Source organism: Deltaproteobacteria bacterium (assembly GCA_028818775.1).
Taxonomy (GTDB): Bacteria; Desulfobacterota; Binatia; order UBA9968; family JAJDTQ01; genus JAJDTQ01.
Genome location: JAPPNE010000139.1, coordinates 1 through 24,545, shown reverse-complemented (window position 1 = coordinate 24,545; position 24,545 = coordinate 1). Strand labels below are relative to the sequence as shown.

Genomic DNA, 24,545 nt, shown 5'->3' with positions numbered 1-24,545 from the left:
GGTCGTGCACCAGCGCCCGGCTGATGGACGCGCGCTGCTGCATGCCGCCGGACAGCTCCCGCGGGTACTTGTCCTTGAACTCCGTGAGTCCGGTCAGCTCCAGCAATCCCAGGGCCTTGGGGTAGTATTCCTCCTTGGAGAGGCCCAGGATCTCCACCGGCAACAGGACGTTGTCGATGACCGTGCGCCACTGGAACAGCACCGGGGTCTGGAACACGATGCCGGTGCTCGACTTGGGTCCGGTCACCGGCGCGCCGTTCACCAGCACCTCGCCACGGGTCTTGTCGAGCAGCCCGGCGATGATCTTCATGATGGTGGTCTTGCCGCACCCGCTGTGTCCGACCAGGGATATGAACTCCTGCTCGTAGACCTCGAACGAGGCGTCCTCCAAGGCGACGATGGGGGCATCCTTGGAAGGATACACCTTGGTGAGGTTCCTGACCTCGATGGCTTTCCCTGTTTCCGTCATCGACTTCGGTTCCAAACTCGATACGCTGCAATCCGGCTGGCTGCTCCCGATCCGCCCGGAGGCGGCTACATGCCGAAGCCCGTCATCTCCTGCTCATCCTCGCCGATACTCCACGGGATCAGCCACATTTCCAGCAGCACCAGAACGCCGTAGAGGACGAGGCCCAGGGCCGACAGCACGACGAGGGCCGCGAACATGAACGGCGTGTTGACCTCGTAGTTGGCCACCATGACCAAGTACCCGAGACCGGTGTTTCCGCCCACGAACTCGCCGATGATGGCGCCGATGACCGCCAGCGTGATGGCAATCTTGAGGCCGCCGAAGAAGTGGGGCAACGCGTTGGGCAGGCGGACCTTGGCGAAGATCTGCCAGTCCGAAGCCTGGAGCGACTTGACCAGGTCCAGCATCTCGGGCTGCACCATGCGCATGCCCTGGACCGTGGTGACGATGATGGGGAACCACGAGACCAGGAACGCGATGAGCACCTTGGACATCTCGCCGTAACCCACCCAGATCAGCAGCAGCGGCGCGATGGCCACCTTGGGAACGATCTGGGCCACCAGGATCAGCGGGTAGAGAAGATTCTGAAGCAACCGGGAGTAGACGATCATGATGGCCGAGATCACCCCCAGCACGAGCCCCATGAGGAATCCGTAGATGGTTTCCCGGAAGGTCACGAGGCAGTTCTGCAGCAGGGGGACGAACTTCTCGACGATGGTCCAGAAGATCTTCGACGGCGCCGGCAGCAGGAACTCCGACACCGAGAACAACCACACCGACACCTCCCAAAGCAGCGTGAAAAGGAGGAGACTGAAGGTGATGGTGCCGAGCTCCTTGAAACGTTCAACCATACAATTTCCCCGCATGGCAGACGGCGCAGGACCGTCATTCAGCCCGCTTTCATACCACAAGTTTCCGCGCAAGAAACCCCCAAGTGGAATTTTCGCAGGCGATTGCCAAGGGCCGGCGTTCACGCTACGGGTAGGGACAACCCCCGTGGAAAGGAAGCGCCATGCCGGACAAGGTGTTGATCTTCGGACACGACTTCTGACACTACACGTCGAGTGCCCGTGCGGACTACTCGGACCGAAACTTCACCGTCGAGTACATCAACGTCCTGCAAGACGAGGACGGGCTTCAGCGCATGCTCGCCCTGAACGACGGCAACCGTGACATACCGGTGATCGTGGAAGAAGACAGGGTCACCGTCGGGTTCGGTGGAAGCTGAGCCGTGTAGCGGCCGCGGTCGCGGCCCTGGAACCGAGCGGCTCGGAGAAACCTCGACACCCATCACCACCCTGTGCACGTGCAACGATCCCCATGAACCCGTTCGAGTCGCGTTCGCGAGCCTATTCGCGCCAGCGGTGGCGCATGTTTCCGCGCACCCTGCTGCCCGCCGCATGCTGTCTGGTTTTCGCCGTCGCTTGCACGGTCCCGGAGACGCCCGCGCCTGCCACCGCGCCGCGGCCCGAACCGGCGGTGGCCTATGACGTCGTCCTCGAAGGGTCGCCGTCGGAAAAGGTTCGGGACCTCGCCGGCCACACGCTGCTGACCTACCGGTTCAAGGACGATGGCGCCCCCAGCACGCACTTTCTCCTGCGCCGCGCCAAGGAAGACGAAGCCAGGCTGGTGACCATCCTGCGCTCGCTCGGCCATCATGCGGCGTCGGCATCGGCGCGCGTTTCACGCGCGCCGGGACGGCCGACCGTGACTTTCTCCATCGAGGCCGGACCGCCGTTCACCCTGTCGGAGCACGTTTTCCTGCTCGAAGGCGGCGGCGCAGGCAAACCTCCTGCTCTGGATGCGCGTGGACTCGGTTCTCCGGTGGGCGGTCGAGCGCTGTCGGCCGCGATCGTGGACGCGGAGCGGGCAGCCGTGGAGGCGCTCCGCCGCCAAGGGTTCCCCTACGCGGCCTTCGTAAAGCGCTCGGGATCCGCGAATCCGGAAACGGCCACGCTGACGGTGGCGAGCACCATCGCCACCGGGCCGGCTTGCTCCTACGGGCGGGTGATCTTCGCCGGCCTGGAAACCGTCGCGCAGGAGTACCTCCTCACGTACTTGCCGTGGGCCGCCGGACAACCCGTCGACACCGAGGGGCTTGCGGAGTACCAGCGCCGCCTGGCGTCCACCGACCTGTTCAAGTCGGTCTCCGTACGTATTCCGGAAACCGCGCCGCGCGACGAGGGGTCAATGGCGTTGCCGGTGCAAGTGACCCTTGAAGAGGGACCGCGGCGGCGTATCGCCGGCGGCCTGCGCTACGACACCGACACGGGGGCCTCGGCGCGTGCCGACTTCCGCCACCGGAACCTCCTCGGGGCCAACGAGCTTCTGCTCCTTTCGGCCGAGGGCGGGCGTGTGGATCAGAGTCTGGGAGCGGAGTTGCGCAAGCCCCAGTACCGCCGTGCGGGCCAGGAGCTGCGGACAAGCCTGGGCGTGGAGAACAAAGAGGAAGAGGCCTTCGAGGCACGGACCGGCACCGGCTTCCTTGGGCTGTCGCGGCGCCTGGACCGCGAATGGGAGGTGGGCGCCGGCACCGAGGTGGAGATCGGCACGGTGCGCGACGGCGGCGTCGAAGCGGAAACCCGGCTGGCCGCCGCGCCCGTTTTCGCGGCGTACGACAATACCGGCGATCTGCTCGATCCGAAGACCGGCCGGCGTTTTCGGCTGGAGGCCGTTCCGCACGCTGGGCTTCTCGACAAGTCGGGAACCTATTTCCTCACCCTCGACGCCACCGCGTCCGCTTATTCCCGCCTCGACGAGAACGCCCATTACGTGGTCGCCGCACGCGCTCGCGGCGCCACAATCATTTCCGAACGTCTCGAGTCCGTGCCGGCCAACCGGCGGCTCTATGCCGGGGGCGGCGAGTCGGTGCGCGGCTACGGGCGCCACGCCATCGGCCCGCTCGACGCGCAAAACAAGCCTGTCGGGGGCCGGCTGGCGCTGGAGGCCGAGGGTGAACTGCGCATGCGCTTCAACGACAGCCTCGGAGCCGTCGGCTTCGTAGCCGCGGGCGCGGTTTCCCGGAACATCGACGGCCATGTCTTCGACGGCGTTCAATGGGCCGCGGGCTTGGGAGTCCGCTACTTCTCCGCCGCCGGCCCGATCCGGCTCGACGTCGCCGTTCCGCTGAACCCGCGGCCCGTGGACGACGACTTCCATCTCTACCTCTCCATGGGACAGGCCTTCTGATGCGACGCCTTCTGCCTATCGCCTTCTTTCTTGCCGGCCTGCTGCTGCCGCACGCCGGCGCGCAGGCACAGGTGGATTTCACCACCATCCGGAACAAGCTCATCCGGCTGGCGCTCGACCAGATCAGCTCGCCCGGCTCGTTCGAAATCCGTGTGCATTCCATCGAGGACGGTGACGACGGCCTCACCAGTCTCGTGGGCGTGGAGGTTTCGGACGGCAGAGGCGTGTGGATGGAAGTCGAGCGGATGAGCTTCGCCTGGGAGCCGCAGCGACTCCTTGACGGAGAACTGGCGATCCGTCGCCTCGAATTCGCCGGCGTCACCGTGACGCGCAAGCCGGCCGACAGCGCCGCGTGGCCACGGTTGAAACCGCAGCCTCCTTGGAGGCGCGGACCGTTCGACTGGCCGCGGTCACCCATCGCGCTCTCTCTCGAGGGGATCCGGCTGCAGCGCGTCTCCATCGCCAAGGGCGTTCTGCCGCAATCGATCCGGTTCGACGCGGAAGGACGCGCGTCCGACAAGGACGACCTGCAGGAGATCGTGCTGCGCTTGCGCCGCACGGACGCGGTGGAGGGGCGCATCTTCCTGCACATCCGGCGCGACTTTGCCGCGGGCACGGTCCGCCTCGAAACCGTCGCCGAAGAGGCAGCCGGCGGCCTGGTGGCGGCCCTGACAGGCTTCCCGGACGACTCGCCCGCCCGCCTCGATCTCAGCGCGGACGGACCTCCCGAGGACTGGCGCCTCTCCTTCGACGCGGCGGTGGAGGGAGCGTTCGCCGCCCAAGGCCGCGCCACGGTCTCGCATACCGGCGGAGAGGAAGTCAGGGTCGTCGTGGGTTCGGCCCACGTCCGGTTCGCTTCCGAGACCGTCCGGCTCGGGAACCCGCTGAACGCGCGCTTCGGCGTCGACGGCTTCGAGGTCTCCGGCCTCGACCTGAGACTCGCGTCCGGCGGCGGCATCACCGGGAACCTCAACCGGACGGCGGGGGGGCTCCACGGCCGTCTGTCGGCGAACGGTTTGTCCATGGCCGCGATGAGCCGCTTGGCCGGCATGCCCGCCATCACCGGGTCGCTGGACCTGGACGGCGCCTTCGACACACGGCCGCCCCAGCCGAACGCCCGCTTCGAGGCCCGCGGCCGGAACCTCGTCTTCACGGGGATCGAGCACGGGGGCGTGGTCGACGTGGACCTGGACGGAGAATGGGACGGCGCGCGGCTGGTGACGCGGTCGGAGATCCGGGGAACCTTCGACACACCGGTCCGCGCGCGCCTCGCCATGGCCGCGGGCGCCGGCGAGAACGGTCTGCCCGTCTTCTCCAGAGAGGCGGAACTGAAGGGCTCCTTGGTCTGGCACGGCCGCCTCGAACGGATATGGGCGCTGGTTCCTACGACGCGGCACCAACTCGACGGCGACGTGGACATCGATCTCCGCGTCGCCGGTTCCCTGGCGACGCCGCGGCTGTCCGGGCACGGGAGCGTGACCGGCGGCGAATACCGCAACGTCGACGCGGGCACGGTGCTCACCGACCTCGCGCTCCAGGCGCGGCTCGCGGGCAACGATCGGATCGGTCTGACGGCCACGGCATCGGACCAGGGACGGGGCAGGCTCAAGGCCACCGGCGCCATCCAGTTGGGACGCACCGTGGACGTGGACCTGCGCATCGACGAAGCCGCGCTGATCCGCCGAGACGACATCACCGCGCGCATGAGCGGCACGGTGACGCTCGACGGCACGTTCGAGCACCTGGCGCTCCGCGGCGACCTGGAGGTGAACCAGGCGGAGTACCGCCTCGAGGACGCGGCGCCACCCGAGGTGGTGGCGCTGGAAGGCATCCGCATCGAAGGAGCACCCGAGGACCGGCAAGAAGACGGACCGGCGATCCTTTCACTGGACCTCACGGTGCGTGCCAGGCGCGGCGTGTTCATACGGGGACGCGGCGTCGACTCCGAATGGAGCATGGACCTGAGGGCCACGGGCACACCCACGGCCCCCGTGCTCACGGGCACGCTCCAGAGAGTCCGCGGCGAGCTTGACCTGATCGGCAAGCCCTTCGACCTCGTGCTGGGCCGGATCGTGTTCGACGGAAACTCCGATCTGGAACCGCGGGTCGACGTGCGACTGGAACGGAGCACGAACACGCATCAGGGCGGGCTCCACCTGAGCGGCCGCGCCACGAATCCGACGATCCGGTTCGTTTCGCAATCGGGACTGCCCGAGGAGGAAGTGCTGCCGCAGCTCCTGTTCGGCGCCTCCCGGCAGGCGCTCACGGCGGCGCAGGCGATCCAGCTATCCGTGGCCCTCGCAAACCTGTTCGGCGAGGGCGTCGTCTTCGGGCTGCAGGAGGACCTGCGCACGGCGGCACGGCTGGACGACCTTCAATTGTCCGGCACCGACGCGGATTCCGTGTCGGTGACCGTGGGCAAGAACCTCGGGGACGTCTTCGTCGGCGCCAGGCAGAGCTTGCTCGGCAGGCGTTCGTCCATCGTGGTCGAGTTGAACCTGTCCGACAACCTGCTGGTGGACAGCGAGCTTACCAACGAACGAGGCTCGAACATCGGCGTCCGCTGGCACATGGATTTCTGATTCCCGCCGATGAAAATTGACTTGTGCCGCGGCTCTCGGATATTCTCTATCCCAACTATCGCCCGATTCCACGAGCCCGTCCGGAGGTGCCGATGATCAAGCACGTCGTTCTCGTCAAGCTCAAGCCCGAGGCATCCCCCGATCAAATCGACCGGATGATCGCGGGCTACAATTCCATGAAGGAATCCATCCCGGACCTGCTGAGCTGGTCCATGGGACCCAACCTGCGCCGGGACGGCGACTACGACTACGCCATGGTGGCCGTCTGCGAGGACGCCGAAAGCCTCCAGCGCTACGTCGACCACCCGGTGCACCGGCAAGTGGCGCAGGAAGTCGGACGGCCCATCATCGAGTCGCGCGAGATCGCCGACTTCGAGTTCGACCCGGAAGAGGAGATGTGGGAGCCGCAGGTGCAGGAGGTGTGGACCGAGCTGTCGGACACGGTCAAACCCGCGCACACGGCGCTGGTGGTCATCGACGTGCAGAACGACTTCTGCGCTCCCGGGGGCGCGCGCATGAAGGGCGACCTGAGCTTCGTCGAGGCCATGCGCGAACCGCTGAAGGTCATGGTGGAAGCGGCTCGGGCCGCGGGCGTGCCGGTAATCTACACGCAGACCTCCAACGACAACGAGCACGACAACGGCCCCATCCTGGCGCGGCGCGCCCGAGTGGGGCTGGCCAACGCCAAGTACACCGTCCCGGGAACCCCGGGGTGGGACGTCTGCGACTTCGTGGCCCCCGCCGACGGCGACGTCCGCATCAAGAAGTGGCACCACAGCGGCTTCACCAACCCCAGGATGGACGCCACCCTGGGACGGCTGGGCATCAAGACGCTGCTGTTCACCGGCGCCGCCACCAACGGCTGCGTCGAGGCCACGGTGCGGGACGCCTTCGCCCGGGGCTACTACAACGTGGTGCTGGAAGACTGCGTTGCCGCCTACGACGCCGACCTGCAGCGCTACTCGCTCAAGAACATGGCCACGCATTTCGCCCTCGTGAGCACGAGCCGCGAGGTGCAGCGCGTGTGGGCGGAGCAGGGAGTGCTGGCGGGCTGACCCTGTTCCCGGAACGCGCCCGGACAGTGTATAATTCCGCATAGAGCCGCAATACAACCGCGACCCCAAAGGAGAACGCCATGGCCACAGCCGCAGCCGAGAACCTCGAAGACGTCGTCGAAGCGACCTTCAACTACATGGTCCACAAGGGCCCCCGGCCCGTCACCACGTTCGACAAGCCCAGCCTCGGCTATCCGCACAAGGACCGGACGTACGAGACCCACACGTCGCTGGTGCGGAACGGGCGCCAGCACCCCGAGCTGTCCATCGAGCGCAACGGCTTCGCCCTGAGACCCCAGCCCACGAAGATGACCGACTTCTTCGACGAGGACGAGATACGCGCGGTGTACTACCCGGAGATGGAAGCGCTGATCAAGGAGAACACGGGCGCCTCCCGCGTGCTGATCTTCGACCACACCCTGCGCTCCGGTTACGAGGAAAAGGGCGCCAAGGGACCGGTGCAGAACGTGCACAACGACTACACCGAGTGGTCCGGCCCGGAGCGGGTGCGCGACCTCCTGCCCGACGAGGCGGAGGAGCTGTTCAAGCGCCGCTTCGCGGTGGTGCAGGTGTGGCGCGGCATGCTCAACCCAGTGCTGCGCGACCCGCTGGCCATGTGCGACGCCCAGAGCATCGCCACCGACGACCTCATCCCCACCGTGCGGCCCCATCCCAACCGGCTCGGCGAGACCTACCACTTGACCCACAACCCGGCGCACCGCTTCTACTACTTCCCCGAGATGCAGCCGGACGAGGCCATCGTCTTCAAGTGCTACGACTCGAAAACGGACGGCCGCGCGCGCTTCTCCGCGCACTCCGCCTTCGAGCACCCCAACACGCCGGCGGACGCGCCGCCGCGCGAGAGCATCGAGATCCGCACGCTGGCGTTTTTCGACGAGTAGCGATAGGAAGCGTTGCGCCCGCCTTCGGAATTTTGTCTGACACGCCGCCGCTTCCTCGAGGGAACGATTGTGGCGGCGGGGCTCCTGTTCGTGCCATGGACCGGCTTCGCCCGGGAGGAGCCCAGGCTCAACTTCTACAATTGGGACGACTATATCGGCGAGACCACCCTGGCGGACTTCAAGGCCCGTACCGGCGTCACGGTCCGCATGGACCTCTTCGCGGACAATGGTGAGCTGTTCGCGAAGCTGAAGGCGGGCAACCCGGGTTACGACGTGATCGTGCCCACCAACGATTTCGTCGAGCGCATGATCGCACATGACATGCTCATGCCCCTGGACCACGCGGCCATCCCGAACATGACGAATATCGAGTCAGTCTTCCGTGACGCCGCCTTCGACCCCGGCCGCCGCCACTCCATCCCCTACCTGTGGGGAACCATGGGCATCGGCTACCGCAAGTCGCGTTGTGACGGGGTACCCGACAGTTGGCGCTGGCTCTACCAGTCCGACCGCTACAGCGGCCGTTGCGCGCTTCTGAGCGACGCGGGCTCGGTGCTGGGCGCTGCCTTCAAGTATCTGGGTCATCCCCTCAACACAACCGACCCGAAGGTCCTCAAGATGGCCGAGGATCTCATTGTCGCGCAGAAGCCGCACCTCAAGCTGTTCGCCCCCGACACCGGTCAGGACCTGCTGCTGTCGGGCGAGGTGGACATCGTCATGGAGTGGAACGGGGATATCCTCCAGGCGATGGAGAAGGACGGCGACATCTCTTACGTCGTCCCCCGCGAGGGATCGGCGGTGTGGGAGGATGCCCTAGCGATCCCGCGCGGCGCGCCGCATCCGGAGAACGCGCACGCCTTCATGAACTTCATCCTGGAAGCCGAGGTTGGCGCCGCGATCGCGGACGCGGTTCGCTATGCGACGCCCAATGCGGCGGCCAAGGCGTTGCTGCCGTCCAGCTACCGGGAGGATCCCGTGATCTTCCCAAGCGAGGAAACGCTCAAGGCCTGCGAGCGAAGCCGCTATCCCGGGCCGGAGACCGCGCGGCTCTACGACGCGGCCTGGAGGCGCATCCGGGCGGCCTGACCGCGGGCGGGCGGACGCCGCTGATCAAGCCTCGTCGTCGAAGCCGCGCTTGAAGCGGCGGCGCCAGTACGCGTCCAGCGCCTCGTACAGGCCCGGGTCGGCCTTCTTGTTCTTGATGAACCAGTCGCCCAGGATGTCGATGCTGTGGTCCACGTCCACCACGGGGTTGGACGCGAACAGCACCATCTGGGAGAGGGCCTTGCGGCTGGCGTTCTTTTCCAGCGCGTTGCCCAGCCCGACGAGAAACACCTCCCGCCGATCCTCCCGAAGGCCGTTGTAGAGGCTCCACAGGACCGACGCGGCGCCATAGCGCTCCACGTCATCGGCCGTGTCGGGATCGAGGCCCAGGGTAATGCGGACGATGAGGCGCTCGTAGCCCCTTATGTCGTAGTAGTCGTACCGCATTGCCGTCAGAGCAGCCCGGCAATGCCGGAATCCGCGACCGGGTCAGCGCCGCTGCGTTACCGTATCCACCAGCGCCGGCTTGCCCTGCTTGACCTGCTCGATGGCGCGTTCCAGGGCCGGTTTCACGTCGTCACCGTTCTCGATGGGCCCCTCGGCGTACCAGCCCATGGAGCGGGCCAGGCCGGCGAAGTCGGGGTCTGGGCCGAAGAGGTCCATGCCGATGTGGGCGCGGGACGGGTCGGTGCCGCGGTTGCGGGCCATGACGATCTGGTGGTTCCAGTCGTTGTAGTAGGCGCGGTTGTTGTACATGACGATGAGCATGGGGATCTGGTACTTGGCGGCGATCCACAGGCTGCCGGCATCGAACATCAGGTCGCCGTCGGGCTGGAGGTCCACCACCAGCCTGCCGGTGCCCTTGTGGGCCAGCGCCACCCCCAGGGAGATGCCGATCTGTGTGCCGGTACCCAGCTCGCGACCGCCGTGGCGGTAGGGCTTGTCGAAGTTCCACAGCCGCCGCGCCCAGTCGTGGAGCGTGCCGGAGGTCAGCACCCAATCCTCGTCCTTGATGGCCTCCCACACCTCCAACGCCAGCCGCGGCACTGTCATGGGCACCGCGTCCCAGCGGTCCTCCTTCGCCTGCCGGAGCCACTCCGCCCGGATCTCGGCGTGGCGCTTCCCCACCTCTTCGGTCCGTTTCGCGATCTGCTCCGCCCGGCCCGGAGTTGCCGCGATGCGCTCCTTCAACAGATTCGTCAACGCCGGCGCCGCGGTAACGGGGTCCGCGGTCATGCGCTGGTGCGCGTAGAACGGCCGGGCGTAGGTCATGGCCCACTTGCTGATCTCCGTGTCAGTGTAGCCGATGTCGATCCAGGTGGCGTCCTCCGGCACCATGCTCACCACCGTGCGGGTGGCGATGTCGCGCACGTGGGTGGGCTTCTCGAAGTCGGCGATGTCCAGCGTCAGCACCACGTCCGCGTCCTTGTAACAGCCCTCGCTGTCCATGCTCAGGTTGAGCGGATGCTCGCTCGGGAAGTTTAGCCGGGAGTCGCAGTCCCACACCGCCGCCCCCAGGGTTTCCGCCAGTTCCACTACGTGGTCCCAGCCGTGGGGCGGGCGCGCGGCGAAGTCCGCCACGATCACCGGGCGTTCGGCCGCCGCCAGGGTGTCGGCCGCCTTCTCCAGCGCCGCCGGGTCCGCCATGGCCTGGGCGGGCACGTGCACGTTGTCCTCGGGCGGCATGGCCACGTCGTGGTCCAGCGCGGCCTCCTGCAGGCCGGCGTCGTAGCACATGTATATGGGTCCCTGCTTGCCGCTCATCATCACCGAGTAGGCACGCGCGAAGGCGCCGGGCACGCCGTCGATGGTGGTGGGCTGGGAGTCCCACTTCACGTAGTGGCGGATGGCCTCGCCCTGCACGCTGGCCGAATGGATCCAGTCGATGAACGGGCGCCGCTTGGGCTCCTCCATGGGGCCGGTGGCGCCGATGATGAACACCGGGGCGCGGTCGAGGTAGGCGTAGTAGATGCCCATGGGTGCGTGCAGCAGCCCCACCAGGTTGTGCACGATGGCGATCATGGGCTTGCCGCTGGCACGGGCGTAGCCGTGGGCGATCTGCACCGCGATCTTCTCGTGGTTGCACAGCAGCATGGGCGGATCGTTCTCGCCGTAGTTCACCAGCGAATCGTGCAACCCCCGGTAGCTGGCGCCCGGGTTGAGCGCGATGTACTCGAACCCGTAGCGCTTGATCATGTCGACGATGACGTCCGACTGCCACTTGCGGTCAGATTTCTTGATCTCGACCGCTTCGATCTTCTCGGCTTTGCTCATGCCTGTTTCCTTTTCTCGCTCAGGTGTTGATGTCCCGGCGCCAGACGATGGGGTCGACCAGCGCGGGCTTGCCGGCCTTGACCTGCTCGATGGCGCGGCGCACCGCCGGCACCACCTCGGCGGGATCCTCGATGGGGCCCTCGGCGTACCAGCCCATGCCCCGGGCGATGTGCGCGAAGTCCGGCGGCGGCGCTTCGAGGTCCATGCCGATGTAGGCCCGGGCCGGATCGGTGCCGCGCTGGTGCGCCATGTGGATCTGGTGCGCCCAGTCGTTGTAGTAGGCGCGGTTGTTGTACATCACGACCAGCATGGGGATGTCATACTTGATGGGCATCCACAGCGCGCCCAGATCGAACATCAGGTCGCCGTCGGGCTGGAGGTCCACCACCAGCTTCCCCTGCCCCTTGTGGGCCAGGGCCACGCCGATGGACATGCCGATCTGGGTGCCGGTGCCCAGCTCCCGGCCCGGATGCCGGTAGGGTTGGTCGAAGTCCCAGATCTTCTGCACCCAGTCCTTCAGGGTCCCGGCGGTCAGCACCCAGTCCTCGTCCTTGATGGCCTGCCACACCTCGTAGGCCAGCCGGGACTCGGTCATGGGCCGCTGGTCCATCTCCGACTCCACCTGCTTCTGCCACTTGGCCCACTGTTGCTCGTGCTTGTCCGCCAAGGCTTTCTTGCGCTCGTCGATGCGGCCCTTCAGAGCCGAGTCGGCGTCAATGAGCGCACGGCATGTCTTGGTCAGCTCGGGTATGGTGATGGCGGTGTCGCCCATCACCCGCAGGTCCCAGTTGTTGTGCTTGTTGTAGTCGGTGGCCCACTTGCTGATCTCGATGTCGGCAAAGCCCGCGTCGACCCACTTGCAGTCCGGCGCCGTCACCACCGTGATCTCCCGGGTCTGGGTGTTGAGCCGGTGGGAGCCGCGGGTCCAGTCCACCACGTCCAGCGCCATCACCAGGTCGACCCCGTTGAAGGCGTCGGGGTTGAAGCTCATGCTCTGGGGATGGCGGTTCGGGAAACCCAGCCGCTTGCAGACGTCGAAGACCGATGCCCCGACCGTTTCGGCCAGCTCCACCGTGGGCTCGAAGCCCTCCGGCATGCGTGCAGCGTACTCGGTGAGCAGCAACGGATTGTTCGCCTTCACCAGCATCTCCGCGGCCTGGGCCACCGCCGCCTGCTCCGGGGCGATGCGCGACGGCACCTTGACCGCGGACGCGGGCGGGATCTGTACATCATCGGTAAGCGGCGTCTCCTGCAGCGCCGAGTCGTAGCACATGTAGATGGGCCCCTGTGGCTCGCTCATCATGATGGAGTAGGCCCGCGCGAAGGAGTCCGGCACGCCATGGATGCTGCCGGGCTGGTAGTCCCACTTGGTGAAGTTCCGCACCGCGTCGCCCTGGGCAAAGGCCGTGTGGATCCAGTCGATGAACGGGCGCCGGTACTTCTCGTCCATGGGGCCGGTGGCGCCGATGACGAACACCGGGCAGCGGTCGATGTAGGCGTAGTAGATGCCCATGGGGGCGTGCAGCAGCCCCACCACGTCGTGCACGATGGCGATCATGGGCTTGCCCGAGGCCTTGGCGTAGCCGTGGGCGATCTGCACCGCGATCTTCTCGTGGTTACACAAGAGCATCTCGGGATCGTTCTCGCCGTAGTTCACCATCGAGTCGTGGAGTCCCCGGTAGCTGGCCCCCGGATTGAGGGCGACGTAGGGGATGCCGTAGAGCTTCATGAGGTCGACGATGACGTCCGACTGCCAGCGCTGGTCCGATTTCTTGATGTCCGACATGGAGACCCTTTCTCTGACGGGAAATTCGCGACCCTGAACCCACTAGGTCATCATCCGTGGCTTGTCAACGTAGGACGCGGCTGCTAGGGTCTGCGTCACTTCACCGGAAAGGAGTTTCATCATGCACAGACCTGGACTTTGGCGGCTCGCCGCCGCGGCATTTGTCGGTTTTCTCACGCTCGCGGGATACGCAACGGCACAGGAACGGCGCGTCTACTTCATCGAGCCGAAGGATGGGGCCGAGGTGCGGAGCCCGGTGAAGGTGGTGATGGGCGTGGAAGGCATGACGATCAAACCTTCCGAAGCGGGCGTGGTCGCCGGAACGGGGCATCACCACATCCTGCTCAACCAAGGCCCCATGCGCGGCGGGAAGGTGATCCCGACGGACAAGACCCACCTGCACTACGGCAAGGGGCAGACGGAAGCCACCATCAAGCTCGAGCCCGGGGAATACACCCTGACCATGCAATTCGCCGACGGCCTCCATCGGTCCTTCGGCAAGAAGATGGCGCACACCATCAAGATCAAGGTGCTGCCCGCGCAGTGACCCTGAGACGCATCCAGGGGCGACCGGCCGGTCGCCCCTACTAAAGATCGCCCCAACGACATCCTGCCTGCCGCGTTTGACGCCGAGATAGCCGCCGGACCACACTGCCCTTGGTGGGATTGGGGATCATCTACGCCCTCGCAGGGGGTATCGTGTGGGGGCTGGTGCCGCCGCTGGTGAAGCGGGGACTGGTGGGCTCGGACGTGGACGCCGCGGTGACGATCCAGCAGGTCGCCATGGTCCCCTTCCTGGTGCTGGTGTGGATCGTCGTCTACGACGCCGCCGGCCTGCCGGTCCCGCTTCCCGCAGTGGTCACCTTCGTGGTCCTGGGCGCGGTGGGCGCGTTCTTCGGCCGCGTCTTCCTGCTGAGGGCCATCGACCAGGTCGGCGCCTCCCGCGCCCAGTCCATCAAGAACGCCTCGCCGCTCCTCACCACCGTCATCGGCGTCACCCTGCTCGGCGAAACCGCCACCGCCGGGACCTTCGGCGGCGTCATCGCCATCGTCGCGGGCATCCTCCTGATCACCCACGTCAAGACGACCGCGACGGAGCCCTCCGCCCCTCTGATAGGCTTCGTCAACGCCTTCCTGTCCTTCGCCTTCTACAGCCTGGGTCCCATCCTCAAGCGCCTCGGCGTGCTCCAGGGCGGCGACCCCATCGTCGGCGCGCTCATCACGCAGATCACCGGACTCATCATGATCTTCCTGCTGGGCAAGGTGCTGCGCATCCGCATCGTCTTCCGCGGCGTTCCCCTGGCCAGCACCGTCTGCTTCGCCGCTTCCGGCGTCGTCCACGCCATCGGCACCATCCTCACCTTCCTCGCCGTGGTCCACGCCCCCGCCGTCATCGTCGGCCCCATCTGGAACATCCAGCCCCTGGTGACCTTCGCGCTGGCGCACTTCACCCTGAAGGGAATCGAGATCGTGCGGGTGCAGGACGGGGTGGGCGCGGCGCTGATCGTTGGAGGAGTGTTTATGCTGGCGTGGACGTGAGGAGCCTCTACGTGGCGCTCAAGCAGCGCACGGGCGAAGTTCAAGACCCGCCTATGTGCATCTCAACTTAAAACGATTCTCGACGAATCGCTGCGGCGTTCGATCATGGGCAACCACACGCTCACGGGCCTGGATACACGAAGTTTGGTTCACGATCGTGAGGAGGGTCTTGCGATTACGGTGGAACCTTTCGTCGAGAATACACCGTGCGGTGATGGGTGACTTGAATGCCACGAAGGCTTTCCGCGGGTTGAGCGGCAGAGCCAAAAAATCGGGATCCTTAAAGTTGGTGATACCGAGTTCGGTCGTAGAGATGACGGGCCGGTCAGAGAGGACAAGCGAATGCCCGTACGCGCCAAAATCCAGCACGCCGCGAGAAGCGAAGTCTAGCTGGTAGAGGTGGTTGGCAAAATGGCGTATCACGACGGGCAAGCGGCGAATTCCGAAGTCTTTGGTCAGGCCGGCATCTAACTCTTCGGCAAATTTGATCAATGAAACAGGATCACCTGGTTTGGCTAGAGCGTCATATTCCTCGGGGTCCTCGGCAAGACTGTGCAAGATAGACTCGGACCCAACCCGCCGGATCCTATCGACGTTATCCGGATCGCGGAGAATGAGTGAAGCCATGAAGACACACAGGATGTAGTACTCCCGCGGAGAGAGCGTCGGAGCGGAATCGAGCAACTTGGTGACCACATCGGCAGCGTCGCTATCGATCTGTTGCATAGCGCCGGCTTCGACTTGGTCGGTTCGGCCATTTATCGGGTGGGTTAACGACAACAAGTGCCGTTCATAGACTGTCTTGTCGGGAATCAGTTCAGATACCGTCAATTTCCCCGGCATCGCACGCCACGTGAACACAGTAACTTTGTCGGCGCCATTAAGCCTCCGGGCCCACCGCTTCAGAAAGAAAACGGGCACAATGTGGTGGTCGATCGCTTGTTGTGACATCGATTTACCCTTGGCCTGTCCAGAATATCGCTACAAATGCATAGGATCAGTGTCGACCCCTGAGATTGGGGATCCACGAATCATCGACAAACCCGTTCAGTCGGTTCACATCCGCGTGGGCAGAGGAAACCCAACCAAGCATTGACTTGGTTGATTTATGAGGTCGGTCGGCGAAGGTCGATGCTACCGCTGAAGTAACGGCCACTTCCCGCGCGGCCCTATGCCGCACCGTGCGAAAGGCGTCGCGTCTGCTCATCCAGAGTGTGGATCGTATCCTGGATGGTGTCGACCTCTCGCTCGTCGAAATAGGGTTCACCGCACTGGCTGCAGACCCAGGCCGGTACCGCATCAAGCGCCAAGTGATAGCCGCTACGTTCGATATGGAGGGCCGCGGTCGAGCGTTTCATCGCTCCTTTGCAGTGAATGCAGTTCATGATTTCTTCCTGGTTCGCGAATCGGCTTCCCATTCATCCGCCGAGGGAAGATACGCTGTGATCACCGCAAGATACTCTTCCTTGGGGGAGCATACCACATGGATGTTTCGTTGCCCGCTTCCGCGGCCATGGAACAGGCAACTGTGCCCCCGCACATCTTCAGGATAGTCCTCGATCAGTTCGCCGCGCTCGACAACCTCCCGGACCTCGTTGGTTGAAATCATCCGTTCCGGCCGCGCCATCTGCCGGACCGCGTGAGGCAAGAAAAGCAGCCGTCTCTTCGCGACGCGTCTGACCTGCTCAACGATCCCAATCTGAGCCACTGATATGATTGTCAGCCGAGCGGAGTCAAGAGCGACTCAAGGAAGGTCGGTGCTGCCCATGAGGTAGCGGTCCACCTCCCGGGCGCCGCCGCGGCCTTCGTGGATGGCCCAGACGACGAGGCTTTGGCCGCGGCGGGCGTCGCCGGCGGCGAAGACGTTGCCGACGTTGGTGGCGTACTTGCCGTACTCGGCCTGGGCGTTGGAGCGGGCGTCGCGTTCGACGCCGAGTTGGGTGAGCACTTCGTCCTCGGGGCCGGAGAAGCCCATGGCAAGGAGGACGAGGTCGGCGGGCCACTCCTGCTCGCTGCCTTCCACCGGGCTGAAGGGCGCGCCGTTGGCGGGCTTGCTCCAGTCGAGGTCCATGGTCTGCAGGGCCTTGATGCGGCCGTGGCCGTCGTCGATGAACTTGACGGTGTTGGTGTCGTAACGGCGCGGATCGTCGCCGAAGAGCGCCTTGCCCTCTTCCTGGCCGTAGTCGAGCTTGTAGACCACCGGCCACTGGGGCCACGGGTTGTTGGGCGCCCGTTCGGGGGGCGGCTTGGGGATCACGTCGAACTGCTGGAGGCTGCGGCAGCCGTGGCGCAAGGCGGTGCCGACGCAGTCGGTGCCGGTGTCGCCGCCGCCCAGCACGATGGTGTGCTTGTCCTTGGCGGAGATGTAGTGGCCGTCGGCGTGGCCGGAGTCGAGCAGGCTCTTGGTGTTGGCATGGAGGAATTCCATGGCGAAGTGGATACCGTTGAGATCGCGACCCGGCGCGTTGCGTACGAAGTCGTTGGGCTTGGTGGCGCCGGTGCAGATCACCACCGCGTCGCACTCCCGTTGCAGGTCGTCGGCGGGGATGTCCTTGCCGATCTCCACACCGGTGACGAACTCGACGCCCTCGGCCTCCATCTGGTCGAGGCGCCGCCGCACCACCTTCTCCTTGTCGAGCTTCATGTTGGGGATGCCGTACATGAGGAGGCCGCCGGGCCGGTCCGCGCGTTCGTAGACCGTGACGCTGTGGCCGGCGCGGTTGAGCTGGGCCGCGCACGCCAGGCCGGCGGGGCCGGAGCCGATGACCGCGACGCGTTTTCCGGTCCGCTGGAGCGGCGGCTCGGGCACGATCCAGCCCTCCGCGAAACCCCGGTCGACGATGGAGCACTCGATGGTCTTGATGGTGACCGGGGTGCTGTTGATGCCCAGGACGCAGGAGCCCTCGCACGGGGCTGGGCACACGCGGCCGGTGAACTCAGGGAAGTTGTTGGTCTTGTGCAACTGCGCCAGGGCCTCTTTCCAGTGGTCCCGGTAGACCAGGTCGTTCCAGTCCGGAATGAGGTTGTTGAGCGGACAGCCCGAGGCGCCGGGTCCGCGCCCCATGGGCACGCCCGTGTGGCAGAACGGGATACCGCAGTCCATGCAGCGGGCGCCCTGCTCGCGCAGCGCTTCGCCCGGCATGGGCAGCACGAACTCTTCCCAGTCCTTCAAACGTTCGAGGGGGTCGCGGTAAGCCTGCTTGCCCCGCTCGAATTCCATGAATCCCGTGATTTTTCCCATTGTAACTGACTGGCCCCTCCCCACCCCTGGATTCCCGCTTTCGCGGGAATGACGGAAGAGAGGCGGAGACGACGATCCGAAACGTCGGCGTATTTGCGTAGCGCCGGCTCAGGCCGAAGCCGCCGTCCCTTCCCGGCTTTCGACCTCGGCCGGACGCGCTTGGCGGGCGGCCATCTCCCGCAGGGCACGGCGGTAGTCCACCGGCATGACCTTCACGAACGATCCCAGAAGCTCCGCCCAGCGGTCGAGCACGTACTCGCCGCGGTCGCTTCCGGTATGGCGCACGTGGGCTTCGATGAGGCGGCGCACGTGGGCGATGTCCTCTTCATCCTCCAGCGGCTCCAGGTCCACCATCTCCTGGTTGCACAGTCCGGGGAAAACGCCCCGCTCGTCGAGCACGTAGGCGATGCCGCCACTCATGCCCGCGGCGAAGTTGCGCCCCACCGGCCCCAGGACCACCACGCGACCGCCGGTCATGTACTCGCAGCCGTGGTCACCCACGCCCTCGATGACGGTTTCGGCGCCGCTGTTGCGCACGGCGAAACGCTCGCCGGCGAGGCCGCGGAAGAACGCCTGCCCGCCGGTGGCGCCGTACAGCGCGACGTTGCCGATGATGATGTTCTCCGTGGGATCGAACGCGGCGTTCTCCGGCGGGTACACCGCCATGAGCCCGCCCGACAGCCCCTTGCCGGTGTAGTCGTTGGACTCGCCTTCGAGCAGGAGCGAAACGCCCGGCGCCAGGAACGCCCCGAAGCTCTGCCCCGCGGAGCCGAACAGGTTGATCCGGATGGTCTCCGGCGGCAACCCGTCCTCGCCGTAGCGGCGCGACACCTCGGCGCTCAGCATGGTGCCGGCGGTGCGGTCGATGTTGTGGATCTCGTGGCGGATCGCTACGGGCTTGCCCTCTTCGAGGGCGTCCCGGGCCGCCTCGATGAGGCGTTGGTCGAGCTTCCTGTCGAGGCCGTGGTCCTGGACCTCGCGGCAGTAGCGCGCCACCGAGGACGGTGCCTCCACCAAGGTCAGCAGCTTCGAGAAATCGAGCCCCTTGGCCTTCCAGTGCTCGATGGCATTCCGGGTGTCGAGGCAGTCCGCGCGCCCCACCATCTCGTCGACGGTGCGGAATCCCAACTCCGCCATGATCTCGCGCATCTGTTCGGCGATGAAGTTCATGAAGGTGACCACGTGCTCGGGCCTGCCGGTGAACTTCTTGCGCAGCTCTTCGTCCTGGGTGGCCACGCCCACCGAGCAGGTGTTGAGGTGGCACTTGCGCAGCATGATGCAGCCGCTCACCACCAGCGCGGTGGTGGCGAAGCCGAACTCCTCGGCCCCCAGCATGCACGCGATGGCCACGTCCCGGCCGGTCTTGAGCTGGCCGTCGGTCTGCACCACGATGCGGCCGCGCAGGTCGTTCTGCACCAGCACCTGCTGGGTCTCGGCCACGCCCAGTTCCCAGGGGATGCCGGCGTGCTTCATGGACGATTCCGGCGAGGCGCCGGTGCCGCCGTCGTAGCCGCTGATGAGCACGACGTCGGCCTTGCCCTTGGAAACCCCGGCCGCCACCGTGCCCACGCCCACCTCGGCCACCAGCTTCACGTGGATGCGCGCGCGGTCGTTGGCGCACTTGAGATCGTGGATGAGCTGGGCCAAGTCCTCGATGGAGTAGATGTCGTGATGCGGCGGCGGTGAGATCAGGCCGACGCCCGGCGTGGACTTCCGCACCCGTGCGATGGCCTCGAACACCTTGTGGCCGGGCAACTGTCCGCCCTCGCCCGGCTTGGCCCCTTGGGCCATCTTGATCTGCAGGTCGGTGCAGTTGACCAGGTAGTTGCTGGTGACCCCGAAGCGGCCGGAGGCCACCTGCTTGATGGCGCTGTTGCGCCAGTCGCCGTTGGCGTCGGGGTAGTAGCGGTCCGGGTCCTCGCCGCCCTCGCCCGAGTTGCTCCTGCCGCCGATGCGGTTCATGGCGATGGCCAGGTTCTCGTGGGCCTCCTTGCTGATGGAGCCGTAGGACATGGCCCCGGTGGAGAACCGCTTGACGATCTCCGACGCCGGCTCTACCTCCTCGATGGGGATGGCCGGCTGCATCGGCCGGAAGTCGAACAGCCCGCGAAGCGTCCCGAGCAGCCGGGTCTGGTCGTCGATCTGCTTCGAGTACTCCTGGAAGAGGTCGTAGTCGGCGGTGCGCGTGGAGGTCTGCAGCAGCGCGATGGTGTGGGGGTTGAACAGGTGGTGCTCCCCGTCCTTGCGCCACTGGTAGTAGCCGCCCACGTCCAGGGTGCCGTCGCTCGCCACCGCCCGCTCCGGATAGCCGTGATGGTGGTGCCGGCGGTACTCCCGCTCCACCTCGTCGAGTCCGATGCCCTCAATGCGCGACGCCGTCCAGGTGAAGTACTTGTCGATCACCGACTGCTTGAGGCCGATGGCCTCGAAGATCTGCGCCCCGTGGTACGACTTGATGGTGGAGATGCCCATCTTGGACATGGTCTTCAGCACACCCTTGCCCAAGGCCTTGATCAGGTTGGCGCGGGCCTTTTCTCCGGGCACGTCCGGGAGCAGGCCGTCGCGGCACATCCACTCCACCGTCTCCAACGTCAGGTACGGGTTGATGGCTTCGGCGCCGTAGCCGATGAGCAGGCAGCAGTGCATCACCTCCCGGGCCTCGCCCGACTCCACCACGATGGCGGCGCTGGTGCGCAGCCCTTCGCGGATCAGGTAGTGGTGCACCGCCGCGGTGGCCAGCAGGCTGGGGATCTGGACCCAGTCCGGCCCGACGTTCCGGTCGGACAGGATCAGCACGGTGGCGCCCCGGTCCTTGATGGCCCGGCCGGCTTCCTCGCACAGGGCGTCCACGGCCTCCGTCAACGCCCCGGCGGACGCGGACTTCGGGAACACCGCGGGCAGCGTCTCCGCCTTGAGCCCGGGCTGGTCCAGGGCCTTGATGCGGGCCAGCTCGCGATTGGTCAGCATCGGCCGCTCGAGCTGGAGCTGGCGGCAATGCTCCGCCGTCTCCGCGAAGAGGTCCTGCTCCGAGCCGACGGACGTGCGCAGGGCGGTCACCAGCTCTTCACGGATGGCGTCCAGGGGCGGATTGGTCACCTGCGCGAAGAGCTGCTTGAAGTAGTGGAAAAGCAACTGCGGCCGGTCGGACAGGACCGCCAGCGGCGCGTCGTTGCCCATGGAGCCCACCGGCTCTTCTCCCCTGACCGCCATGGGGCCGATGAGGATCTTGAGCTCTTCACTGGTGTAGCCGAAGGCTCGTTGGCGTTCCGCGAGGGTTTCCACGTCGAGCCCGGGGACGTCTTCCGGCTCGGGCAGGTCGTCCAGCGAAACCATCTTCTCGGAAAGCCACCGGCGGTACGGCCGCCGCGTGCTGATCTGGTGCTTGATCTCGTCGTCGTCGATAATGCGCCCTTCCAGCGTATCGATGAGGAAGAGCCGCCCCGGCTGCAGCCGGCCGCGCATCAGAATACGCTCGGGCGCCAGGTCGAGCACGCCCGCCTCGGACGCGCCCACGATGAAGTCATCCTTGGTGACCACGTAGCGGAAGGGCCGCAGCCCGTTCCGGTCCAGGGTGGTGCACACCCGGTCGCCGTCGCAGGCGGCGATGAGCGCCGGACCGTCCCACGGCTCCATGAGGCAGGCGTGATAGGCGTAGAACGCCTTCTTCTCGTCCGACATGGTGTCGTGGTTTTCCCAGGCCTCGGGGATCATCATCATCAGCGCGTGCGGCAGCGACCGGCCGGTGGACACCAGCAACTCCAGCGCGTTGTCGAATCCCGCGGTGTCGCTGGCCCCCTCGCGGATGATCGGACTCAGCTTGGCCATGTCGTCGCCGAACAGCGGCGACGAGAACAGCGCCTCCCGCGCGCGCATCCAGTTCTGGTTGCCGCGGATCGTGTTGATCTCGCCGTTGTGGCACAGCATGCGGTAGGGGTGCGCCAGCCGCCACGAGCCCAGCGTGTTGGTGCTGTACCGCGAGTGCACCAGCGCCAGGGCGGAGATGATGGAGTCGTCCGAGAGGTCCCGGTAGAAGGAATCCAGTTGGTCGGCCCGCAGCAGGCCCTTGTAGACCACGGTCTTGCTGGACAGGCTGGAGATGTAGAAGTCGTCCCGGACCTCCGTGGCGAGGCCCGCGTCCACCGCGTTCTCGATGACCTTGCGGACGACGTAGAGTTTGCGCTCGAACTGGTCCTGGGTGGCGATCTCCGCACCGGCGCCGATGAAGAATTGCCGGATCAGCGGCGCCACCTGGGCGGCCAGCTCGCCGCACTGGGTGAAGTCCGCGGGCACATCGCGCCAGCCCAGGAACTCCTGACCCTCGTCCCGGACGGTCTTCTCGATGACCTGCTCGCACCAGCGATGCTGCTCCGTCTCCCGCGGCAGGAAGACCATGCCGACACCGTACTTGCCCGGATCCGGCAGGGAGATGCCCATGGGCCGGCAATGCCGCTGAAAGAACGCGTCGGGGATCTGGAACAGGATGCCGGCGCCGTCGCCGGTGCCCGGGTCGCAGCCGCAGGCGCCCCGGTGCTCCAGGTTGATGAGGACCTCGACGGCGCGGCGGATGATGTCGTGGGACTTGCGGCCGTTCAGGTTGGCCACGATGCCCACGCCGCAGGCGTCGTGGTCGTACGCGGGGTCATAGAGTCCTTGGTACTCTTGGTGCTTCTTCATGTCGAACAGACCTCGGCAAGACGGTTCAAGCCCGTCTTGCGGGTACTGAAACTATCGCGAATACCACAAAACAGACCGGAATTCAGCAGCTACCCATTTGGTTAAGGACGCGCTACAGGTCCGCCGGGGCGGCCCGTCACCGCGGGAATTCCCTGAACGCTGGTGCCGAGGCGGGCGGTCGGCTGGATTCGCCGATTTCGTCCTCACAGTCTATCAATGTACGGCGGTTTGCGCCACGCCCGCGACGGGGCCGTTTTTGAAACCCCCGCGGGTCCGCTATAAAAGCACAAAACACGAGTCTGGAGCTTTCTTGATGAAGTACGTCGGCCGATCAGTCCGCAGCCTGGACGCGGACGAGAAGGTCACCGGGGGCGCCGTCTACACGGCGGACCTCGCGGTGCCGGGGATGAAGTTCGCCAGGCTCGTGTCGAGCCCCCACGCCCACGCGCGCATCGACGGGTTCGACCTCGAGGCCGCGCGCGCGGTTCCGGGCGTCCACACCGTCATCACCTACGACGGCCTGGACCTCGGGCGGCTCGGGTGCATTCGCGCCCTCAAGCCCTACGGCCAGGCGGTGAAGGACCGGCCGGTGCTGGCCCACGAGAAGGCCCGCTTCCAGGGGGAGCCCGTGGCCATCGTGGTGGCGGACAGCGAGACCGCGGCGGTGGAGGCGGCAGCGCGGGTGGAGGTGCGCTACACGCCGCTGCCGCAGGTGGCGGAGATGCGCTCGGCGATCCGGGGCGGCACGCTCGTGCACGACGCCGACGCCGTCTACGACACCCAGGGCGCCGACGACTTCGAGTATGACTACGCCCACAACCACTGCGGCGGCACCCACTTCATCGAGGGCGATCCGGAGCGCGCCTTCCGCGAGGCCGCCCGCGTCATCGAGGACCGCTTCACCTTCCCGTCGCTGTTCCACTACCCCATGGAACCCCATTGCGCCGTGGCCATGGTGGACGACCGTTCCGTTACCGTGCACAGCTCGTCGCAGGCACCCTTTCCGGTGCGCGATGAACTGGCGCGCATGTTCGGGTTGGAGCCCGGGCAGGTGACGGTGAAGGTCCCTTACGTGGGCGGCGGGTTCGGTTCCAAGGGACACGTGAGCATGGAGCACCTCGCCGTGCTGGCGGCGGCCGCCGCCGGGGTGCCGGTGCAGCTTCGCCTGTCCATGGAAGAGACCGCGTTCACGGCCCGGCGCCACCCGGCCGAGATCGAGATCCGCACCGGGCTGCGCGAGGACGGCACGCTGTTCTGCCGCGAGGCCAGGATCTACCTCGACACCGGCGCCTACGCCGACTTCGGCATCCAGGTCACGCGCAAGGCCGCGTTCCGCGCCGTGGGCCCCTACCGCATGCAGCACGCGCGCGCCGACTGCTACTCCGTCTACACGAACAAGGTGCCCGCCGGGGCCTTCCGCGGCATCGGCAGCGTGCAGCTCGGCTGGGCATGCGAGGCGCACACCGACCACATCTGCACCGAGCTGGGCTACGACCCCATCGAGTTCCGCCGCAAGAACCTGCTGCGCTCCGGCGAACGCTACGTGCTCGGCGGACCGCCGCTGGACGGCAGCCCCCTGGAGACGTTCCAGGCGTGCCTGGAGCGCTTCGAGGCGTCCCGTGGCGAGCGCGCCCCGGAGTCCCTTGCCCGGCCCGGCGAGAAGGTCGGCACCGGCATCGCCTGCGCCATCAAGGACCTGTCCACCACGCAGTACAACGCGCGCATCGTGTTCAACGACGACGCCACCTTCACCGTGCACGCCAACGCCCCGGAGATCGGCGGCGGCGCCA

At 66.3% G+C, this 24,545-nt stretch carries 19 protein-coding genes; 9 read left to right on the top strand and 10 right to left on the bottom strand.

Features of this window, described 5'->3' with window-relative positions; all coding sequences use genetic code 11:
• A partial coding sequence (locus tag OXU42_15045) for an ATP-binding cassette domain-containing protein (GenBank protein ID MDE0030706.1) occupies positions 1–469 on the bottom strand: 469 nt, incomplete at its 3' end.
• Positions 470–534: 65 nt separating this feature from the next.
• Positions 535–1,320 carry an ABC transporter permease gene (locus OXU42_15040; protein MDE0030705.1) on the bottom strand — a complete coding sequence of 262 codons (786 nt, stop codon included), beginning with the start codon at positions 1,318–1,320 and terminating at the stop codon, positions 535–537.
• Positions 1,321–1,481: 161 nt separating this feature from the next.
• Between OXU42_15040 and OXU42_15035 the strand changes: the two genes are divergently transcribed.
• The 6 genes from OXU42_15035 (at position 1,482) to OXU42_15010 (ending at position 9,283) form a co-directional block, all read left to right on the top strand.
• Positions 1,482–1,697: a Uxx-star family glutaredoxin-like (seleno)protein gene (locus OXU42_15035; protein MDE0030704.1), complete on the top strand. Its 216-nt coding sequence runs from the start codon at positions 1,482–1,484 to the stop codon at positions 1,695–1,697.
• A 143-nt stretch (positions 1,698–1,840) separates the two neighbouring features.
• The gene (locus tag OXU42_15030; GenBank protein MDE0030703.1) at positions 1,841–3,658 is read left to right on the top strand and encodes a BamA/TamA family outer membrane protein; all 1,818 of its coding nucleotides are present in this window, start codon (positions 1,841–1,843) and stop codon (positions 3,656–3,658) included.
• The gene (locus tag OXU42_15025) at positions 3,658–6,240 is read left to right on the top strand and encodes a translocation/assembly module TamB domain-containing protein (protein ID MDE0030702.1); all 2,583 of its coding nucleotides are present in this window, start codon (positions 3,658–3,660) and stop codon (positions 6,238–6,240) included. The genes OXU42_15030 and OXU42_15025 overlap by 1 nt, the downstream gene beginning before the upstream one ends.
• A 92-nt stretch (positions 6,241–6,332) precedes the next feature.
• On the top strand, positions 6,333–7,295 hold the full coding sequence (locus OXU42_15020) for an isochorismatase family protein (GenBank protein ID MDE0030701.1): 963 nt from the start codon (positions 6,333–6,335) through the stop codon (positions 7,293–7,295).
• Between the two features lie 80 nt (positions 7,296–7,375).
• Complete coding sequence (locus OXU42_15015; GenBank protein ID MDE0030700.1) at positions 7,376–8,197, top strand: CmcJ/NvfI family oxidoreductase; 822 nt, start codon at positions 7,376–7,378, stop codon at positions 8,195–8,197.
• 69 nt (positions 8,198–8,266) lie between these two features.
• On the top strand, positions 8,267–9,283 hold the full coding sequence (locus tag OXU42_15010; protein ID MDE0030699.1) for a spermidine/putrescine ABC transporter substrate-binding protein: 1,017 nt from the start codon (positions 8,267–8,269) through the stop codon (positions 9,281–9,283).
• A 24-nt stretch (positions 9,284–9,307) separates the two neighbouring features.
• Here the strand turns inward: OXU42_15010 and OXU42_15005 are convergent, their stop codons facing one another.
• From OXU42_15005 to OXU42_14995, 3 genes are read right to left on the bottom strand one after another with little or no spacing between them, the layout of a single operon-like run.
• Positions 9,308–9,688 (bottom strand): hypothetical protein, encoded by a 381-nt coding sequence (locus tag OXU42_15005; protein MDE0030698.1) that lies wholly within the window; start codon positions 9,686–9,688, stop codon positions 9,308–9,310.
• Between the two features lie 42 nt (positions 9,689–9,730).
• On the bottom strand, positions 9,731–11,515 hold the full coding sequence (locus tag OXU42_15000) for a thiamine pyrophosphate-binding protein (protein ID MDE0030697.1): 1,785 nt from the start codon (positions 11,513–11,515) through the stop codon (positions 9,731–9,733).
• Positions 11,516–11,534: 19 nt separating this feature from the next.
• The gene (locus tag OXU42_14995; GenBank protein ID MDE0030696.1) at positions 11,535–13,301 is read right to left on the bottom strand and encodes a thiamine pyrophosphate-binding protein; all 1,767 of its coding nucleotides are present in this window, start codon (positions 13,299–13,301) and stop codon (positions 11,535–11,537) included.
• A gap of 121 nt (positions 13,302–13,422) precedes the next feature.
• On the opposite strand from OXU42_14995, the gene OXU42_14990 reads away from it, so the two are divergent.
• Together OXU42_14990 and OXU42_14985 are read left to right on the top strand one after the other, a co-directional pair.
• Positions 13,423–13,848: a DUF4399 domain-containing protein gene (locus tag OXU42_14990; GenBank protein MDE0030695.1), complete on the top strand. Its 426-nt coding sequence runs from the start codon at positions 13,423–13,425 to the stop codon at positions 13,846–13,848.
• Between the two features lie 113 nt (positions 13,849–13,961).
• The gene (locus OXU42_14985) at positions 13,962–14,840 is read left to right on the top strand and encodes an EamA family transporter (GenBank protein ID MDE0030694.1); all 879 of its coding nucleotides are present in this window, start codon (positions 13,962–13,964) and stop codon (positions 14,838–14,840) included.
• A gap of 51 nt (positions 14,841–14,891) precedes the next feature.
• On the opposite strand, the gene OXU42_14980 is transcribed toward OXU42_14985, so the two are convergent.
• From OXU42_14980 to gltB, 5 genes are all read right to left on the bottom strand, one after another.
• Positions 14,892–15,791: a DUF4238 domain-containing protein gene (locus OXU42_14980; GenBank protein ID MDE0030693.1), complete on the bottom strand. Its 900-nt coding sequence runs from the start codon at positions 15,789–15,791 to the stop codon at positions 14,892–14,894.
• Between the two features lie 218 nt (positions 15,792–16,009).
• Entirely contained in the window at positions 16,010–16,225 is a 216-nt protein-coding gene (locus OXU42_14975; GenBank protein MDE0030692.1) for a YgiT-type zinc finger protein, read from the bottom strand.
• Positions 16,222–16,548 carry a DUF4258 domain-containing protein gene (locus tag OXU42_14970; GenBank protein MDE0030691.1) on the bottom strand — a complete coding sequence of 109 codons (327 nt, stop codon included), beginning with the start codon at positions 16,546–16,548 and terminating at the stop codon, positions 16,222–16,224. The genes OXU42_14975 and OXU42_14970 overlap by 4 nt, the downstream gene beginning before the upstream one ends.
• A gap of 36 nt (positions 16,549–16,584) precedes the next feature.
• Positions 16,585–18,081, bottom strand: coding sequence for a glutamate synthase subunit beta (locus OXU42_14965; GenBank protein MDE0030690.1), 1,497 nt, complete (start codon positions 18,079–18,081; stop codon positions 16,585–16,587).
• A gap of 108 nt (positions 18,082–18,189) precedes the next feature.
• Complete coding sequence (gene gltB, locus OXU42_14960) at positions 18,190–22,755, bottom strand: glutamate synthase large subunit (GenBank protein ID MDE0030689.1); 4,566 nt, start codon at positions 22,753–22,755, stop codon at positions 18,190–18,192.
• 313 nt (positions 22,756–23,068) lie between these two features.
• Between gltB and OXU42_14955 the strand changes: the two genes are divergently transcribed.
• Positions 23,069–24,545: xanthine dehydrogenase family protein (locus tag OXU42_14955; protein MDE0030688.1), on the top strand; the 1,477-nt coding region annotated here is incomplete at its 3' end.